Source organism: Paraburkholderia graminis (assembly GCF_003330785.1).
Taxonomy (GTDB): domain Bacteria; phylum Pseudomonadota; class Gammaproteobacteria; order Burkholderiales; family Burkholderiaceae; genus Paraburkholderia; species Paraburkholderia graminis.
Genome location: NZ_CP024935.1, coordinates 2,931,252 through 2,948,678 on the forward strand (window position 1 = coordinate 2,931,252; position 17,427 = coordinate 2,948,678).

Below are 17,427 nucleotides of genomic sequence, written 5' to 3' on the forward strand. Positions count from 1 at the left end.
CTTCCGATTCTTGCCATGCTTTGGCCGCACCAAGCGATTGAACCGGCGTCGCGTTAGATGCGGAATGTCTGCACAGACTGTCTCAATTGTTGAGCCTGGGTCTCCAGTGCATTAGCGGCGTTCAGGCTATCCTGGACTAGCGCCGAGTTTTGTTGGGTCATACGGTCCATCAGCGAAACCGCACCGCTGATTTGGTTGATGCCCGCGCTTTGTTCGCGGGAGGCGTTTGCGATGGCGTCGACAAGCTCGGTGACGCCAGTTACCGAGCCCAGAAGCTCAACGATGGTTTCGCCTGCCACCTTCACGGCCGCACCGCTCGAATCGACCTCCGTTGTAACGTCTCTAATCAACGCTGCAATCTCTTTTGCCGCCGTCGAGCTGCGCTCGGCAAGACCTCGCACCTCCTGCGCGACGACGGCGAATCCGCGGCCTTGAGCCCCTGCGCGCGCCGCTTCCACAGCGGCGTTGAGTGCGAGCAGATTAGTCTGAAACGAGATGCCTTCGATGACCGATGTGATTTCCCGAATCTGAGCGGAACGTTCAGCGAGGCTTTGCATTCTGCGTACTGCGTCTGTTGCTGCGCGGTCGCCTTCGCGTGCCTTGGCCGACGCGACGCTCGCAAGTTCGCGCGCCCGGACGGCGTGGTCTGCGTTTGCCTTAACGGTTGATGCAAGCTGTTCCATGCTCGCGGACGTTTCCTGGATACTTGCAGCTTGCTCTTCTGTCCGGCTGGAAAGTGCTGTGTTGCCCCCGCTCATATCAACAGTCGTTTTCGCAATCGTGTCTGCGGACGACTGGATGTCTCCAATCATGGATGACAGTCGTGAGCGCATCAAACTCATTGCGTACATAACGCTATGGACGTCGCCATTTTTCACCGGAACGACGACTGACAAATCGCCTTGGGAGACCCGATGTGCAACGCTGGCTGCCAACGCTGGTTCGCACCCTAGCTGGTAGAAAAGCACGCGAGCCATCGACACGCAAAGCAGTGCAACAACGCCGACTCCCAAAGCGATGGACGCGGCGACGACCCATTGCACAGTTCGGCTGGTGTTCAGTGCGCGGTCGTATTCCGCTTGCGCCGCGGCAAGTTGAAGTTCACGCAGCTGTGCGCCTTCCGACTTGACGGCCTTGGCTGTCGCTTCGATGGTTTGAGTTACAACCCATTGCGCCTCTGAAAGATTGTTTGCCTTCAGCAACTGCGAGACGGGCTTAAATCCCTTATCGCGGAGCGTGTGCCAGTCGGAAACGAATTGGGTGGCCAGCTTTTTCTGGTCGCCCGTCAACGGATGACTCATAAAGTTGTCGATGAGCTGGTCAATTCTTTCTACGCGTCGCGTGGTCGCTTCCGTAACTGCTTCCGTCTTCGTTGCGGAAGGGTCCAGTACGGCATCACTCACCGAGAAATGCGTCTCGGCTACGAGCTCGTCGATAGTGGATATCGTTTGAAGTGCCTTTGCGCCGCCCTGGAACACATCTTTGAGAGCGCCTGTGCCTTGCGCCATGCCAATGAGTCCCGTGCTTCCAATGGCGACGAGCACGGCGGCTACAGACACCGTGACAAACAGGAGTCGGCTCTTTACGGTGAGTTTGTTCATGGCGGAACGGACTGCAATTGGTCTTTGAAGTGAGTGAACGGAGGCGCGTCACGTCGTGCCAGCCATGACGACGGCCGGATGCCAACTATCAACGCGCTGCGCTTCTTGTTTACGGCCCGGTCGCGGAGAATTTAAGTGAATATTTAATGAACCATTGCACCACGATGGAGCAGACATTTTCGCCGCTCTATTCGGCGGTAAACGCGAGGTTCGTCTGTCTTCCTAGTATCGACAGGAAGCGGAAGCGCCGGCAGTTTGAACGGCTGCAGCCGCCGTATGAATCAGGCCCTCGAGACGCGGGTCTGGGTCGGCAGTCTTCGCGCAAATCACGACATTCCCGCCGTCGCGTGCAGCTCTGAGTGCAATTGCGAGTCCGATGCCGCGACTGCCGCCGGACATGAATAGTTTCTTGTGGATGACGAACTCAGCGTCGCGAGCGCTTGTAAGCGTCTCCTACAATTGGAAGGCTATCGAGTCGTGACCGCTAGCGAGGGCCACGCCGGACTTGTCGTCGCCAAGGAGGCAGCGCCCGACTTCATCATCACAGACCGAGCTATGCCAATCTTGGACGGCGTTGAGTTTTGCCGTCAACTTAAGCTGAAACCGGAGCTTGCGCGCATTCCTCTCATTCTCAGCAGCGCTGAGCCGCTAAGGCCCGGCGACACGGGGCGGTGGGATGAGTTTTGGCAAAAACCTGTGCCTACCGAGACGATACGGGCATCGCTACTGCGCCTCCTAAGCTGTTCAGGATGACGAATCGAGGATATCCACTTCGATGGCCTGAACACCCGTTCAGCAGCCCGCGGCGTCAGTTCAACGGCTGTCGTTCTCGAAACGAACAGTCGGGAGCAGGAACTGAATTGCAAGGTTGAAAGCGGTTTGCCTGTCAGGGCCGCATCTATCTCGCCCGGCGTCTGCCCCGTTCGCGCCGCGTTTATGCCCTGATGAAACGTGGTGCGAGGAATCGGGGGCCCACCTCGGTTACTCGAAGTTTGTCGACTAGCGCCGCGGGCATGCCCTCACTCGCTGCTACAGGAGTAGCTGTCGCTATCGCACTGTTTCGGTTCAAGGTCCGAGTGATAACGGTCGTGCTCGCATGCGGTGTAATCGGACTCGCCGGGCGACTGGTTGTTCCTAGAGTGGCCTTTTGCCAGCACCAGTTGCTGACGCTGCTGATGCTGCCGCACGTCAACAGAAGACCCAAATAGGCTTCTATTGTCCTCCGCAAATCAATGGGTATGCCGATGATGGATGTCGGGAAAGTGCGCGTGCGTATGAGTAATAGGCGCATGCTGATGAGGATGCGTGTGCGGCTCGTCACCGTCCCAATTAAAATCATGCACATGCTGATGGTGCTCGTCGTGCCGGTGTCGATGGTTATGGTCCAGGGCCTCATGAGTGTGAGAATGCTCATGCCGCTCACGGATATGAAGCCAGATTCCCAAAGCCATAAGTAGGGTCGCGGTCCAGAAAGACAGCGGTGGCACCTCCGGCCACAGGAAAAGCGATAACGCGACGCCGAACACTGGGGCCACAGAAAAATACGCACCTGTTCGGGCGGTGCCGAGATTTCGAAGGGCGACGACAAAAAGAACGAGGCTCACGCCGTAGCCAGCGAAGCCGGTCAGCATGGCGGCAGCCATCTTTCCGACGCCTGGCAGATGCGCGCCGAGAAGCAGCGCAATGCACAGATTGACGGAGCCGGCGACAAGACCTTTCACGCAGGCGATGACCATCGCGTCGTTCGCCGACACCTTCCGCGTCAGATTGTTGTCGACTGCCCAGGCCACGCACGCTGCGACGACGAGCAGTGCGCCGAGCGACACCGGAGTGTCGCCAGGCTGCCACGAAAGGAGAACGCCGCCTGCCACTATCGCAACCATGCCAAGGAATACCTGCACGTCCACGTTCTCGCGGAACACAACCCAGGCGATTACCGCCGTGAACACACCTTCAAGATTTAGGAGCAGCGAACTGGTTGCAGCGGAGGTTGTGGTGAGACCGAGCATCAGCAGCGCAGGCCCAGCGACCCCGCCAGCTGCGATTGCGCCGAGAAGCCAAGGTACTTCAACGACCTGAATCTGGTTTTCGTTCCGGCGTTCTGCAGTCGTGCGACGCAGGCGCTGAACAAGAATTCCGATGGCAAGACCAACGCCACTGCCTAGGTAGAAAAGTCCTGCGACCATGAAAGGCGACAGCGTGCCAAGCAGCGTCTTGGCGAGTGGTGTAGTCGCGCCGAAGAGCGCGGCTGCCAGAAGTGCAGTGAAGGCGGCGTTATGGCGTGTGAACATGGAATAGATGTCTTGGAGCGACCGCTCGGCTAAAAAGATTGTAGGCGCTTGGCCGGCAGGTAGTCAGTCATCGCAACCGCCGACGGATACCCCTCCATAACTGTCAGCAGAAGTGTATGGCGCTCCGCGGTAATAGTAACGATATGCCATGGCCCACACCATTCAGGAAAACAGAGGCTTCTCAAGCGGGTTTGCCGCATCAAGGCGCGCTGGGAATCGCCGGCATGTTCGGCGTCGTGAAAGTACGTCAACGGCTCGGCGGCAACGACTATCACGACCCCGGCTGGTTAAAAAGCCGAATTGGTGTGTCGGCGTCTGCTGACAAATTCCCCTTCAAACTACCGCGTCATGCCGACCGCTCGACGCATGGCAGCAGTGATGCCCTGCCGTGCGCGCCAGTAGCCCTCCCATGGGTCAGCATTAAGCGTACGCTGCCGCGCAACTGCCTTTTTCATCGTCCACTGGTCGCCTCGCTCCACGGTCTTAAGTTCGTCCCAAGAAACTGGCATTGAGACCGCCATTCCGGAGCGTGCACGAACGGAGAACGGTGCGACCGTGCTCGCCCCTCGGCTGTTTCTCAGATAGTCGATGAAGATTTTTCGAACACGATTGCGAGGACCGGATACAGCCGAGAAGCGCTCAGGCACGACATGTGACATGTGGCGGGCGACCGCTTGTGAGAACGCCTTCACTTCATCCCAGCCTTGCCGGCGAGTCAACGGTACGACGATGTGAAACCCCTTGCCGCCGCTAGTCTTCGGAAACGACTTCAATCCGATTTCGTCGAGCACAAGTTTGACAAGGGACGCGGCTTCCAGCATGGCTGACCAGGGGAGCGCAGGGTCCGGGTCGAGGTCAAAGATAACGCGGTCCGGATGGTCCAGGTCGGGCGCGACGGCGTTCCAGGAGTGCAGTTCGACGACACTCATCTGAGCGAGTCCGACAAGTGCTTCAGCATTGTTGGCAACGAGCAGCGGCGGATGCCGCGGATAAAGGTCCACCGGCAATTCTTCGACGCCCGGTATCCGCACGCGTTCAGAGTGCTTCTGGAAAAACAGTTCTCCCTTGATTCCGTCCGGAGCACGCACGAGCGTCAAAGGCCGGTTATGAAGATACGGCAACGCCCATTCAGCAATCTCATCGTAGTAGCGCGCAAGCTCGAGCTTCGTGTGGCCAGTGACGTCGTCCATCACGCGGCCAGGATTGCTGACCTTTATGTCGCCGATGATGACGGTACCACGCGGCCCCGGGCGCTCGCGGGTCGACCCGACACGAGAATCATCCGGCTCGCCTGCCGAGGCATCGGCGACCGGTTCTTCCGTCACTGCGCGTGCCGGTTTATCTTCCCGGATGGCATGAAAAACGGGGTGACGAATTTCGCCGCCAGGTGTCCATTCGAGAAACGAGACCTCGCACACGACCTCCGGTGCAAACCAGTGGTAGTCCCGCTCGCGGTCGCGCTCGGGCGGGTTATAAAACGCCGGCTTGCTCTGCTTTAGGGGCTGAAGTCTCTTTAGAAACGCAGCGCTTTGGCCCGGCGCTAGGAACGGTTTCACATTGCCTGCATACCGGAGGGAGCCGTCCTGCTCGTAGACGCCCAGAAGCAATGCATGCACGCCGGTCTTTGCGCCTTTCGTTCGGGAGATGCCGCCAATCACAAACTCCTGCCGAAGGTTGCATTTCAGCTTTATCCAGTCGGTGGAGCGACCCGAGCGGTATGGCGCGTCACCGCGCTTACCAATGATGCCTTCGAGCTTCATCCTGCACGCTGATGCGACGAGTGCATCGGGGTCCTGCGCAAAGTCGTCGGAGAACCGCAGCAGCGGACCTTCGGCCTCGTCCATTAGCACACGCAAAAGCTGGCGTCTTGCTCGTAGCGGCTGGTCTCGCACATCGGTGCCGTTGAGCCACAGAATGTCGAATACAAACAGGACAATGTCGGCGGTGCTGCGGCGGTCGAAGGCGTTCTGGAGCGCGTTGAAATCTGGGGTGCCCGCTGCATTGAGGACGACGACTTCACCGTCTAACCACGCATCGTCTACGGGAAGCGCTTCAACGGCCTTGCGCAGTTTGGGCATTCTGTCCGTCCAGTCATGCCCATTGCGCGTGATGAGTTTGGCCGAACCTTCCTCGATACGAACGAGCATCCGGTAGCCGTCGTACTTGATTTCATAAGACCAGTCGCCATCAGCGGGGGCGCGGCTGACAAGGGTAGCCAGTTCGGGCTCGATGACTGATGGCATGGCCCCTGGCGGGTCGTCGACGACCCGTCGTGCGGGCTTGCGTGGCGTACTCCATCGTCCCGGCATGTCTCTCCCCTTCTGAACTAGGGGAAAGATGCACGGCACGTGCCCGCTACCAGAACGCTAGAGCCGAGGCCTGCCGCGCTCGGCGCACTGAAGGACGATATGCGGTGCCGACGAATGGTGGATGTATTTCCGTAACAAGGAATATGCGCCCTCCGGCTCACTGGTCGATGGAATAAACGCTGAGCCTTGGTCAACGGCGCGCACCGGCGAAGGCTTCCGCGACTTGCCGTTCGGACAGAAGTGCACTTCTCTGTATGCCCAATGGAACTCAAGTTTCTTCCCGGTATTGCCGATATGTAGTTGCCGGAGACTTTAGGAATATATCCATTGTGATTATCAGAGCCGTCCTTACATCAGCGTTTGCCGCGCTGATGCTTTCTGCATGCGCGCCGTCGATACCGGTACAGAGCACCCAACTGGTACCGATTACCGCGACTCAGCAGCGCTTTCAAGTGGTCGGTTCCGTCACCGTCAGGCTCACGTCGGGCTATTCACGCGAGGTACGTGCGGGGTCGCTCTGGCAGCCCGTGGGGACAATAACGCAGGGAACCGTTCTTCGGCCGGTGAGCGGAGTGTTCACCATCGAAGGTCGCCAGATTCACGAGGCGTACCTGGTGACGAAGGCAAGTACCTTGGTGGGCTTTTTCCTGCCCGGCGAATCCCATTTTTCACCGCTTGACCCACCACAATCCATAACAATCGAGAGAATCAATGACTAAATTATTCAAAGCATTAGTTGCCAGCACGTTGGTAGCGCTCGTCGCGTCCGGCTGTGCGAGTGGTCCTCAGTACAAGGAAGTCGCCTCATCTATTCCGACGTTAAAAGAGACTCAAGGCCGAATCTATTTCTACCGCTCGAACTCGATGTTCGGCGCTGCCTTGCAGCCGAGCATCAATCTGAACGGCGCACCGGTCGGCAAATCGCAGCCGGGTGGATTCTTCTATGTCGATGAGCCTGCCGGCCAGTATGTGGTATCGACTGCCACCGAGACGGAGAAGACAGTGTCGTTCAAGCTTGACGCGGGCGAAACGAAATACGTTAAGACCAGCGTTGGATTCGGGCTGCTCGTAGGTCGGATAGTTCCGTCGCTGGAGTCGGCTGACGAGGCCGTGAAGAACCTTGAGGACCTGCACTACGTTGCAGCTCAAACCACCGCAGCTGTCAAGAAAGCCGACTGAAACCGGCACATTGAGTGAGTTAACGTCCACGCTGTGGCGTTTGCTGCAAAAGCTCTGCGACATTGCACCGAGGCAGGCGGCAGGCGGGTAGCCGCTCGCCGTCGCTCTCCCCATATTGTCAGAACGCGGCTATATCGCGGAGCTTGACGCCGACTCACATGGCATCCTGTGCAGCGGCTGACGTTTCGCCATTTACGATATAAACAAAGCATCTCTCTTCGCCATGCGCTTCTTTGACCGCTTCCGCAAGCCGACGCCGCAGAAATTCGCCGAGTTGTTCATGTCCAGCCTGCGGTCTTCCGGCGACACGCGTGCCTGGGAGTACGACAGCAATCTAAACAGGCTTGTGCCGGATGAAACGGACGGTATAGCGCCTGTCCATTTCATCAATCTGCATAACCTCTTCCGCGAATATGCTGAGGCGAAGCCTGCCGAGCGCACTGACATTCTCAGGCGCCAGACGAACGGCATGAGGGAGCAGACCATTCCAAGCATCTTCGAGGAGGCGCGGGAACGGCTGCGACCAGTCGTTCGAAGCTCGACGGAACGCGGCGTGACATACCTCCAGACCCGTGGTACCGGCTCACGGTTCGACATTGCTTTTCGACCGCTATGCGAAAACCTCGAAATCGGAATTGCGTACGATGGCGAGTCAACCATCATGCGGCTTACCGAACACAAGCTTTCCGAGTGGAATGTGACCTTCGATGAGGCTTACGACATCGCCATCGACAACTTGCGACTTGCTTCATCGAAACCATTCGCCACTCTGCAAAATGGTGTGCACCTATCGCAGTTCGGTGACGATTACGACGCATCCCGCCTCTTGCTCACGGACGTGTTGCACAGGCAGCCTATTTCAGGCGCCCCGGTAGTCATGGCTCCGAATCGGACGGTGCTGCTCCTGACGGGCGACCGAAACATCGTGGGTTTGCAGACAATGATGGAGATAGCGGAAGAAGCATTGGGGCAGCCTCGGGCGTTGCCTGCGCTGATGCTTCGGTGGGACGAAGCGGTGTGGCAGAAGTTCGTGCCGGACGGCCTTGAAGCGAAGCTCAGGCAGTTGAGAACCCGGGAGATTGCCGGCGACTATCACGACCAGCAGGCACATCTGAACGACATCCATGGTCGCGAAGGTGTCGACATTTTTGTGCCGCAATACACCGTAGCGGAACGACCTTCCGGCGAGTTGTTCACCGCCTGCGTTTGGACGGACAGCGTGCACTCGTTACTGCCCGCGACAGACATCGTGGTGCTGGTGCGCCTGGAGCCGAAGCAAATGGCTTTCGTGCCGTGGCGTGAGCTAGTGAAGGAATGTGCGCACCTCATGAAGCGCACAGTACTTTTGCCCGTGCGCTATGAAGTCGACGGATTCCCGGAAGAGCAACTTTTCCAGGAGTGGTGCATCAGGTTCAATAAGGTGAATGAGTTGGTACAGGCACAGTAGCCCGCAACAGCAGTACACAACGCGACAAGGAGCTTGCAGAGGCATTCGCATCGTGATGCTCCCGCGCGAGTTGCTGCCCTCAGCAAGCTATCGCAGAAAGACGGATTCGCCTAAAGTGGCCGCCGCGAAAAATTAAAACCTTGTTCGCTAGATATGTCTTTACTCATTCGTATCATCGAAGAGTCTCTTCAGACATTAAAGCCATTCAGTGACGGGACTCTTTTTGGGTCAGGCAACCGCATCCTGCGGATGCTCGAAGGAAGCCTCATGCGCAGCGCAGAAACGACTCGAGCGGACGCGGTTTGACGTTTTGTAGAAACGCAGACCGAGTGGTGAGCTCAGTCATGTGCGTCGACCCAGGCGCGGGCCCAGCCCAGGCGCGCAAGTTGAGCGTCCTCTTCACTTTCAAAATCACAGAGAACGCCCGACGCCTGAATTAGCTTGCCGCCACGGGTGATGGTCCCGCTCTCTGCATAACGTTCTGGCCGATGGTCGTCGTTGTTTGCTCAACGATGGCGTGACCCCAAGGTTTTTTCCTTCGCCAACGTCCTGGGACGTGGCCATTGAGCGACACGCGCACGCTGCAGCAAACCCAGCCACGAAATGCGCCGGACCTGTGGCAGGTCGAGCCCGAATCGTACGTCCGCCTTCCTTCGCCGCGAGCCGCGCTCTGAACGCTCATGGCCAACCTCGTGAGTCGATGCCTTGTCTGCGCGACATTCCGTGATACTCGGAAGCGCGAAATGCGCGGCGGTATCCACCGCGCGCGGCTATGAACGCCTCGGCCATGCTTAATAACCGTCCAATTACAGCCGGTTTGCGAAAATACGCAGCCCAGTTGCGGACGGTGTAGGCCGGCTCTCGCACGGCGGACAGCAAGATTACCGGGACGGCGGCGAATGGCGGCCGGCGCTTCAATTGATGACAGAGCTCTTCGCCGCCCATCTCGGGCATCTGCAGGTCAGTGACAATTAGTTCCGGAAGCGTTGACGACGCTTTGCGCAAGGCGTCCCGCCCGTTGTTTGCGACGAGCACATGATGCCCGCGGCTCTCAAACGCCATTTTGAGGGCGTATCGGTTCTCCGCGTCGTCATCGACAAGCAGTATGAGAGACATCAGAGGGAGACCCAATTGTGAGTATGAGGTAGCGCGCAAGTACCGTACCCGGTGCATTGCCCAGTGGCCGCCGGCGGGCACCTCGCGACAGGATTCCCTTGACGTGTTCAGTGTCAAACTGCGCGAGCACACCCGAAGCGTCGACTAATGTGCCGTTCATCGCGATGTTTCGCATACTGCATCGAGTGACGGACATCGCATGTCTTCCTGCTGGGGGTGTAATGCCCCTAAACCTTTAGCCGCTAATTGCCGCGACTGCATCGGCGCTCGAGCTCAGATTGTCTCTCGCGTTGTGACGCGGAGCACCTGTTCGTCGCGACTCATCTGTGGGGGGAATACCGAACACCTCTGCACGCATTCCCCCAGCAGGCGCTTGGGTAACTGTCCCGCTGCACAACAGCGCTGACTAACGCGTTGTCGACGGTGCCTCGGGCTGTAAAGGTGCGGCGCTTCGAGCGGTGCATCGCTGGTCACTGAAGGGGGCGTGCACCGTGCGCATGTGCTGCGGCGGAATTACCTCAACGAGGCGTTGCTCGGGACGCCGCTCATGAGGACATGGAACTGCGTTCTGGTCGCGAGGTCCGGGTCTGTTAAGAGGGGATAGTCGTTCGTTCACCGCCGCACTTAAGGACGGGGAGCCGCGCCGTAAAGCAGGTGCCTTCCCCAGCCGACGAACAAACCTCAATGGTGCCCCCGTGCGCCTCGACAATCTCTTTGCAAATGAAGAGACCGAGTCCGAGCCCCCCGCCCGGCGAACTCGACGGCGGTCGCCAGTACGGCTCGAATACTTTTGGCAGCACCTCGGACGGAATCGGCTCGCCGCGATTGGCCACACTGATACAGATATGGTCGTCGTCAGTCGCCGCCCGGACAACGACGGGTTCGTCCGCCGCGCCGTGGGTCAAGGCGTTTCCAAGTAAATTCGATAGCAGTTGCTGCATGCGGGATGGGTCACAATTGACGCGTCTGGTCAGCGCGAAATCGGTGACTATATCGCGCGATGGGTTGGCGAGCCTTAGCTCGTCAACCACCGCTCGCAGACGCTCGTCAAGGTCGTCAACGGGCTGAATCGAAACAGCCATTCCGGACCCGAGCCGCCCTCTGGCAAAATCCATTACGTCATCGATAAGCCGCGCCATCCTGGATACAGTGCGCTTCAACCGGTTACCTGTATTGACCAGATTCGTGTCGTCAGTGCGGCGGACCAGATATTCCGCCGTTGCATTAACGGCTGACAGAGGATTGCGCAGGTCGTGCCCGAGGACGGCGATAAACTGTTCGCGCAATGTACCGGTCTCCCGCTCGGTGGTCAGTTGCGCCTCAGTTGATGACTGTCGCTGTTCGCTGTCAATCTGCATGGCAATCAGGGTCGCGAAGACCTCGAACATTCTGATGACTCGCGGCTCGGAAACGCGGGCGGGTCTCGGGTCGATGGCGCACAGATTCCCGAAGTAACTGCCACCCGGTGTGATGATGGGCACGGAGATATAGCTCCGCAGTTTGTAAATCTTCGACGTGTGATGGTCCCTATAGGCAGCATCGAGGCTGAAATCGTCGATGATGATTGGGGTGCGTGCAACACGCGACTCGCAGCACAACGTGCTGTGCAACTCGAGTTGCTCGCCAGGCTTCAGCCCGAAGCCGATGTTGTCGTGGACCGCGCAAGCGGTCCAACTAACGTCAGTTACCCGAGCGACAGCGGAGAAACCCATCCCGGTCTCGTCGCAAATCATCTTGAGCATCGAAGGGACTGCTCCGATGCGCGATATCAACGCTATGTCACGGGCTATCGACCGGGGCGACTCGGTCGACGCGTCAGTACTGGGCATGAGTCCTCCGGTCAGAGATACCAGCTTGCATTGATGGCAAGCCCGGTTGCTTACCTCATTATGTCTCACCAGCCGCACTTGCCGGCAAACGGAAGCGTGGCCGACCAGTGGCGAGGTAAAGCAGTCAACCGCATGCTTTCCTTTCACTCGAACATCGCGAAGGGCATCGTGCCGATTGCCGCTGCCGGCATCTGCAGCTTCACGCGCGGATGCCAGACCGTCGTGTGGGCGGTGTTTCTCGTTTCGATACGGTCAGCGAGTGCTTTCTTTATGGCAGTACGGTTCAGCCACTCGACGCCCAAGCAGAAGGCGAAAGTGACGACGTCAGGAATCGACGAGCGAGGCTTGAATCGGGGTAGCGCGACAATGGTTGAAAAATCCGGAACGCACGACAAGCAAGGCAGTGCAAACACGAGAGTGGCGGACATTAGCATTGTCAGCGCCGAGAATGGTACCGGCCATCGTCGTTTCCACTTCGATTTCGTTGGCCGTTCTGGGCGGCGTGGCCGCGAAAGCTGGTGGGGCGAAACTTGGCGTCGGCACCGTCCGCGTGGTTCTCGAGCACGTTGGGGATGGGGCTCTGCTCCTGCGTCGGCGCCTTGTTTGGCGGTAAGCTGAGGCGCCAGACACCGTCCGAAGCGATATGCCTCGAAAACGCTGGCGAAAGACTGTCGGGAAACGCTACAATTGCTTATCGCTTGTCACTGCGTCCGCCGATTAGGGCCTGTGCTGACAGGAGTACTGAAGTTAAACGTCGTCCAATGCGAGGGACGGGCAAGGCCCTGCCTATCTGCCGCTTATTGACGGATTCCTCGTAGCGACAGCTGCAAGCGTCACGACTTAGGCCTCGGTTCGGGCCAAGGCCAACCTCTCTTTTCACTGCGCACATCCCCTCCCACGGGCGACACGGCGGTATCCGGTGCATCGACCGGACTCGCCGCATCGGTGGCATCGTGCGACGGTTCGGCGCGAGCGCCCTCTTTAATATTCGAAAGCCCGGTCCCGAACCATTTCACTTTGTTCTGGACGTGGCTGACATACGCCTTCCAGCCGTGAGGGTTACCGTCAAAAAGGTTGAGCTGTACCGTTGACGCCAGTGCGTCCCGGTTGAGCTCCACCTCAAGCAGCTCCCTTGGCCACACGCAGAATGCGCTGGTGACCCGTTTAGTAAATTCAGCCATCGTCATTGTTGACGGCAGCGCCCTGAGGAACTCGAGGTCCTGCAAAGAGTTTTCTCTCTGCGCGAGCTGCACCACCATAGCGTCGGTGCGGCCCATCTGGGCTAAACAGTTCAATGCTTCCAGAATATCGCCAAGATGAAGCAGCAGTTCCCGTCTATCAAATCGGTCGTCCATTGCAATTGTCCGTTCATTTCGTCGCTAGCGAGACGCGCCGTGTTCCGGCGCGACACCTCGTGCGCCAGCGCGTCATCGCCTGGAACGTGTCGCATCTCGGTCAATATGTGCTCGCGGAGCATGGCACTCCGCTACCGAAAACCTGCACAGCATTCGTCGCTTCAGGACACGCCTTTCGTAAAGCAGAAATGCGAACCGGAGTTCGCATTGATAGACGTACAAGGTCCGCGAGAGAGACGAGGACGCTTACTGAACGGTGGAAACTTTCGACACGAACTGCTTTGCCGCCTTGTTGGCCGATTCATAGACGGTATTGGCTGTGGAGAAGGCCGAGTTCCATGCTGCAATGGCCGATTCACTTCCTGCCGGGGCATTCTTCGTGAGGTTTTCGACGAACCCTTGTGCCTCCCGCTGGAACTGCTGGCCCTGCGCTGTAGCGGCGGCTGAGATTTCGCTCTGGACTCCGGCTAGGATTTCGTGAACCTGACGACCGTAGGCGACCGCCTTTTCCGCCGCGGGCTGGGAAAGACTCGCTTGCAGTGCGAGCAGCTCACCCGGGTTGCCGCCCGACATGGCTTTAGTGACATTTTCGTGGTTTTGGACGATAGCCGCTTTACTAACCTGCAGATTCAACGCGACCAGCTTTTCGAAACCTTCGAACACCTTGCTCGTTAGACCAAAAAGTGTTTCCAGGCTGGATTGCTGGGCGGTAACTAGTTGTTGCGGAATAAGAGTGCTCATCACTGCTCCGTAAGGGTAAGGCAGGCGGCAGAAGGACGGGGGGTCCAAACAGAACCAGACCCGCACGCCCCGAGGGGGAGTAAGGCAAATGCTGCGCTGCAACAAAATTCATTGTACGGGGCAATGCCGCGAAGTCAATAAATTTCGCGATACCGCGGGTGTGGAGGGCGCTCGGTCGGACAAACGTCTGAGTTGTGCGAGCGGGGACGCGACGATAACCCAGAAGCCACCTCCGTTCTGACGGCGAGTAACGGCGGGCGGTGGACGACTGCTGCGGCTTTCCGGCTTCGTCAACCGATTGGTCCTATTGATTGCCTTGCCAAAGCGTGCGGTCGCATCGACAGGGGAAAGTCGGCTACCGGGACTCGAAGGCATTGAGGCGCGCCTGCTCCGTCTCATTCGAGTGCTGACGCTGATACGCTTCGAACAGGCGCCAGCAGAGTTGCGTCAGTCTCGCGGAGTTGCGGCCTGGTCCGCATACTCGGTGTTCATTGCCGATTGCACGGCGTTGCGCCGGTAAATCAACTCTTGACTAGTAAGTCGCGGCCATCGGAAACAGCCACGGGGGCAGACTATGCGTCGTGTCCTGTAGTCACCGAGCGACACGCGAGCATGAGGCTCTCAGCGCTCGCGGGCTTTGTCAGGAGATACCCCTGAGCAAAGTCACAACTCGCCTCACGCAGGGTTTGCAGCTGTTTGCTTGTCTCGACGCCTTCGGCTGTCACCTTCATGCCTAGTTCGTGCGACATCTGAATAATGCCGCGGACTATCGCAGCGGCTGCCGCGTCGCGACCAAGCCTTGCGGTGAACGAGCGGTCAATCTTCACCGTATCGGGCGAAAAGTCAGCTAAATAGCCGAGGCTGGAGTAGCCCGTTCCAAAGTCATCGATGGCGATGCGTACGCCAAGGCGCTTGAGCGCTATGAGCGTCTCTTGTGCGAGGGAAGTATTTTCCATCAGTGCGCTTTCCGTCAATTCGATTTCAAGGCAGCGCGGCGGCAATTGATGCTTGCGCAATGCTTCGTCGACGATGGCCACGAGGGTGTTATCCCTGAGTTGGCGCGCTGACACGTTCACCGACATGTGAAGGTCCTTTTCGCCTGCGTTTCGCCAGTAGGCCAGCTGCGCGAGAGCAGCATCCATCACCCATGCGCCAACCTCGACAATAAATCCGCTTTCTTCGAGTATGGGAATGAAACTGGCGGGCCGCACCATGCCTCGCGCCGGATGGTTCCATCGAATAAGCGCCTCAACGCCCGTCATCGCCAAAGACGTCGGCTGGTGAATACCCTGGAAATGGAGGACAAATTGGCCGGACGCCAGGGCTAGAGGCAGAACTCGCTCAAGTTCGAAATCACCGAGCACGTCGCTCGACGCTTTACCGGCAAACCTGAAGCCGTTACGGCCTCCTTTTTTTGCCGCGTACATTGCGATGTCAGCGCTTGTCAGCAGCGATTCGTGGTCTCGTCCGTTCTCGGGGTAAACCGATATGCCAATAGATGCCGTGACAAATGGGTCGGCGCTGTCCGCTGGGACACCGCTCGAAAACGCGCTGAGCAGAGTGTGCGCCAACGTCGCCAGTCTCCCCTTGTCTGCTTCGCCGTTAAGGATGACGGCAAACTCGTCGCCTCCGAGGCGCGCAACGCATGCATCCTCAGGAAGCGCTGCCTGGATGGTTTCGGCGATGTTCTTCAACAGACGGTCAGCGGCCGTATGCCCCAAAGTGTCGTTAAGGACTTTAAAGCGGTCGAGGTCAATGAACATCAGAGCGAATGCGGCGTCGCAACTGCAAAGCGTCTTCATCTGCCGAACAAGTGCGCTGCGGTTAGCTAAGCCCGTCAACCCGTCAGTGTGAGCGAGCCGGTCGAGCGCTGCCAGCCGTTCCTGCTCGACCGTGATGTCCTCGCTCACGCCAACAATGCGGACAACGGCTCCCGTTTCATCGCGCACCGGGTATGCCGTGCTTCTAATCCAACGCAGGCAACCGTCCGGGCGCCGGATGCGGTACTCGAAGCGGCCCTCGACGCCTTCAGACGCGATGCGATGCATCTCCGCACGAAGAGGACCGACGTCCACGGCGCACACCAGTTCGAGCCACGCTGAAGGCGTGGTGGCAAGCTGTTCAGCGGTGATGCCGAACACACGCTCAACCCCCGCACTCACGTGATGGAAGTGCTGGAAGTCCGGGCTATAGGAATAGAACACAAGCCGAACGTGCGACTCCATCTCGTGCATTAGCTCGTCACGTTCACGAAGGGTCTTCATCAAGTCGCACTGTTGAGTGACATCCTCGGAAGCACACAGCAGACCGACAATTGAACCATCCTTGCCGGCTATTGGGGAGACTGTCGAATTCCACCATTTCTTCTGGCCCTTCGTGGTGGCGCAGCTGCCCGTAAATGACGTGCTGATGCCAGCAACAGCGTCACGGCACGCGTTTTCGGCCAGCGCACGGTCATTACCGTTCCAGAAGTTCAGCCAGTCAGCGCCGCTGAGCTCGTCCGGCGACTCAGCTTCCATCAACGCCGCGCCATGCTCCGACACCCGCAATAACTTTCCGTCTGTCGAAAGCACCTTCAGGCAATCCCGGTTCGCGTTCAGCATTCCGCTTGCCAGAGCAACAGCGGCGCACCGCAGACGGTAGTCAGCCGCAAGCTTTCGATGTATAGATGCGAGCGCAACGACACCGACCGTTATAGATGCGGCAAGACGTACCGGCATCGCCGCCTCAGCGGTTAAGTGGTGCACCAGTGAGCTAATGCCAACGCCAGCAGAAATAGCGATGAGCAGAATCGTAAGAGGCGCGGCTGTGGCTTGACCGTAGCGGACAAGGAAATAGGAAAGGAACTGCTGGTTCCGCGCTGGCCATGCGGACGCGCTGCCATCACTGCGGGCGCGGTTAATATTGGTTCCAATACGGTGCCATACCGTTTCTACTTTCAAGCTACTCTCCGACCGCCTGTTCGAGTGGGGCCTTCGATACTGCGCGCCACCACACCTCCAATATTACGGTCGTAGTCACCAAATCTTTAGATGCTTGAAGGAAGCCTCATGCGCAGCGCAGAAACGACTCGAGCGGAGGCGGTTTGACGTTTTGGGGAAACGCAGACCAAGTGGGCAGTTCAGGCGTTTGCATCAACCCAGGCGCGGGCCCATTCCAGCCCCGCAAGCTGAGCGTCCTCCTCACTTTCAAAATCGCCCAGAACGCCCGACACCTGAATTAGCTTGCCGCCACGGGTAATGGTCCCGCTCGCTGCATAACGCTCTGGCTGATGGTCGGCGTCGTTTTCCTCAACGATGGCGTGCCCCCATACGTCATAGCCGCGGTACTTCTGCGATTGCATTAGCGGACTACGTGAGCGGAAGCCGTGTGGCCTGTCACGCGAAGCACGTTGCCTTCCGGCGTGGTTTGCCGCGGAATCCCGGACATGTCCGGTTCGTCCTTGAGCAAGGTCTTTTGCGCGTTACCTTGCCTGACCACGAGCCGTGGAGCAGTTGCTAACGCGCGGGGCGAATGCACCTTCTTCGCGTGCAAGGCCACGTGACGTCGTACTGCGAGC

The 17,427-nt window shown here is 58.5% G+C and carries 14 protein-coding genes; 4 read left to right on the forward strand and 10 right to left on the reverse strand.

Annotated elements, in window-relative coordinates; genetic code table 11:
* Window positions 1-53 precede the first annotated feature (53 nt).
* Window positions 54-1,601, reverse strand: a complete 1,548-nt coding sequence (locus CUJ91_RS31240) for a methyl-accepting chemotaxis protein (protein WP_114157955.1) — start codon at window positions 1,599-1,601, stop codon at window positions 54-56.
* Window positions 1,602-2,012: 411 nt separating this feature from the next.
* Between CUJ91_RS31240 and CUJ91_RS35300 the strand changes: the two genes are divergently transcribed.
* Complete coding sequence (locus tag CUJ91_RS35300; RefSeq protein WP_114157956.1) at window positions 2,013-2,354, forward strand: response regulator; 342 nt, start codon at window positions 2,013-2,015, stop codon at window positions 2,352-2,354.
* Window positions 2,355-2,830: 476 nt separating this feature from the next.
* Here CUJ91_RS35300 and CUJ91_RS31260 read toward each other — a convergent pair whose 3' ends face one another.
* On the reverse strand, window positions 2,831-3,892 hold the full coding sequence (locus tag CUJ91_RS31260; RefSeq protein WP_114157958.1) for a DMT family transporter: 1,062 nt from the start codon (window positions 3,890-3,892) through the stop codon (window positions 2,831-2,833).
* Between the two features lie 338 nt (window positions 3,893-4,230).
* A complete protein-coding gene (ligD, locus tag CUJ91_RS31265; RefSeq protein ID WP_114157959.1) occupies window positions 4,231-6,135 on the reverse strand; it encodes a DNA ligase D in 1,905 nt (634 codons plus the stop codon).
* A 395-nt stretch (window positions 6,136-6,530) separates the two neighbouring features.
* Here ligD and CUJ91_RS31270 point away from each other — a divergent pair, with 395 nt between their 5' ends.
* The 3 genes from CUJ91_RS31270 to CUJ91_RS31280 all read left to right on the forward strand — a co-directional run bounded on the left by CUJ91_RS31270 (window position 6,531) and on the right by CUJ91_RS31280 (window position 8,827).
* The gene (locus CUJ91_RS31270) at window positions 6,531-6,920 is read left to right on the forward strand and encodes a hypothetical protein (protein ID WP_244231053.1); all 390 of its coding nucleotides are present in this window, start codon (window positions 6,531-6,533) and stop codon (window positions 6,918-6,920) included.
* The gene (locus CUJ91_RS31275; RefSeq protein WP_114157960.1) at window positions 6,913-7,380 is read left to right on the forward strand and encodes a DUF2846 domain-containing protein; all 468 of its coding nucleotides are present in this window, start codon (window positions 6,913-6,915) and stop codon (window positions 7,378-7,380) included. Before CUJ91_RS31270 ends, CUJ91_RS31275 begins: the two co-directional genes overlap by 8 nt.
* Window positions 7,381-7,603: 223 nt before the next feature.
* On the forward strand, window positions 7,604-8,827 hold the full coding sequence (locus CUJ91_RS31280) for a DUF1444 domain-containing protein (RefSeq protein WP_114157961.1): 1,224 nt from the start codon (window positions 7,604-7,606) through the stop codon (window positions 8,825-8,827).
* Window positions 8,828-9,505: 678 nt separating this feature from the next.
* Here the strand turns inward: CUJ91_RS31280 and CUJ91_RS31290 are convergent.
* From CUJ91_RS31290 to CUJ91_RS31320, 7 genes are all read right to left on the reverse strand, one after another.
* Entirely contained in the window at window positions 9,506-9,943 is a 438-nt protein-coding gene (locus CUJ91_RS31290; protein WP_244231054.1) for a response regulator, read from the reverse strand.
* 590 nt (window positions 9,944-10,533) lie between these two features.
* Window positions 10,534-11,685: a GAF domain-containing sensor histidine kinase gene (locus CUJ91_RS31295; RefSeq protein WP_341868929.1), complete on the reverse strand. Its 1,152-nt coding sequence runs from the start codon at window positions 11,683-11,685 to the stop codon at window positions 10,534-10,536.
* 230 nt (window positions 11,686-11,915) lie between these two features.
* Window positions 11,916-12,200, reverse strand: a complete 285-nt coding sequence (locus CUJ91_RS31300) for a hypothetical protein (protein WP_114157964.1) — start codon at window positions 12,198-12,200, stop codon at window positions 11,916-11,918.
* Between the two features lie 405 nt (window positions 12,201-12,605).
* Window positions 12,606-13,127, reverse strand: coding sequence for a hypothetical protein (locus tag CUJ91_RS31305; protein WP_114157965.1), 522 nt, complete (start codon window positions 13,125-13,127; stop codon window positions 12,606-12,608).
* 246 nt (window positions 13,128-13,373) lie between these two features.
* A complete protein-coding gene (gene phaP / locus CUJ91_RS31310) occupies window positions 13,374-13,868 on the reverse strand; it encodes a TIGR01841 family phasin (protein WP_114157966.1) in 495 nt (164 codons plus the stop codon).
* A 572-nt stretch (window positions 13,869-14,440) separates the two neighbouring features.
* Window positions 14,441-16,810 (reverse strand): EAL domain-containing protein, encoded by a 2,370-nt coding sequence (locus tag CUJ91_RS31315; protein ID WP_114157967.1) that lies wholly within the window; start codon window positions 16,808-16,810, stop codon window positions 14,441-14,443.
* 179 nt (window positions 16,811-16,989) lie between these two features.
* On the reverse strand, window positions 16,990-17,211 hold the full coding sequence (locus CUJ91_RS31320) for a hypothetical protein (RefSeq protein WP_114157968.1): 222 nt from the start codon (window positions 17,209-17,211) through the stop codon (window positions 16,990-16,992).
* Window positions 17,212-17,427: the final 216 nt, after the last annotated feature.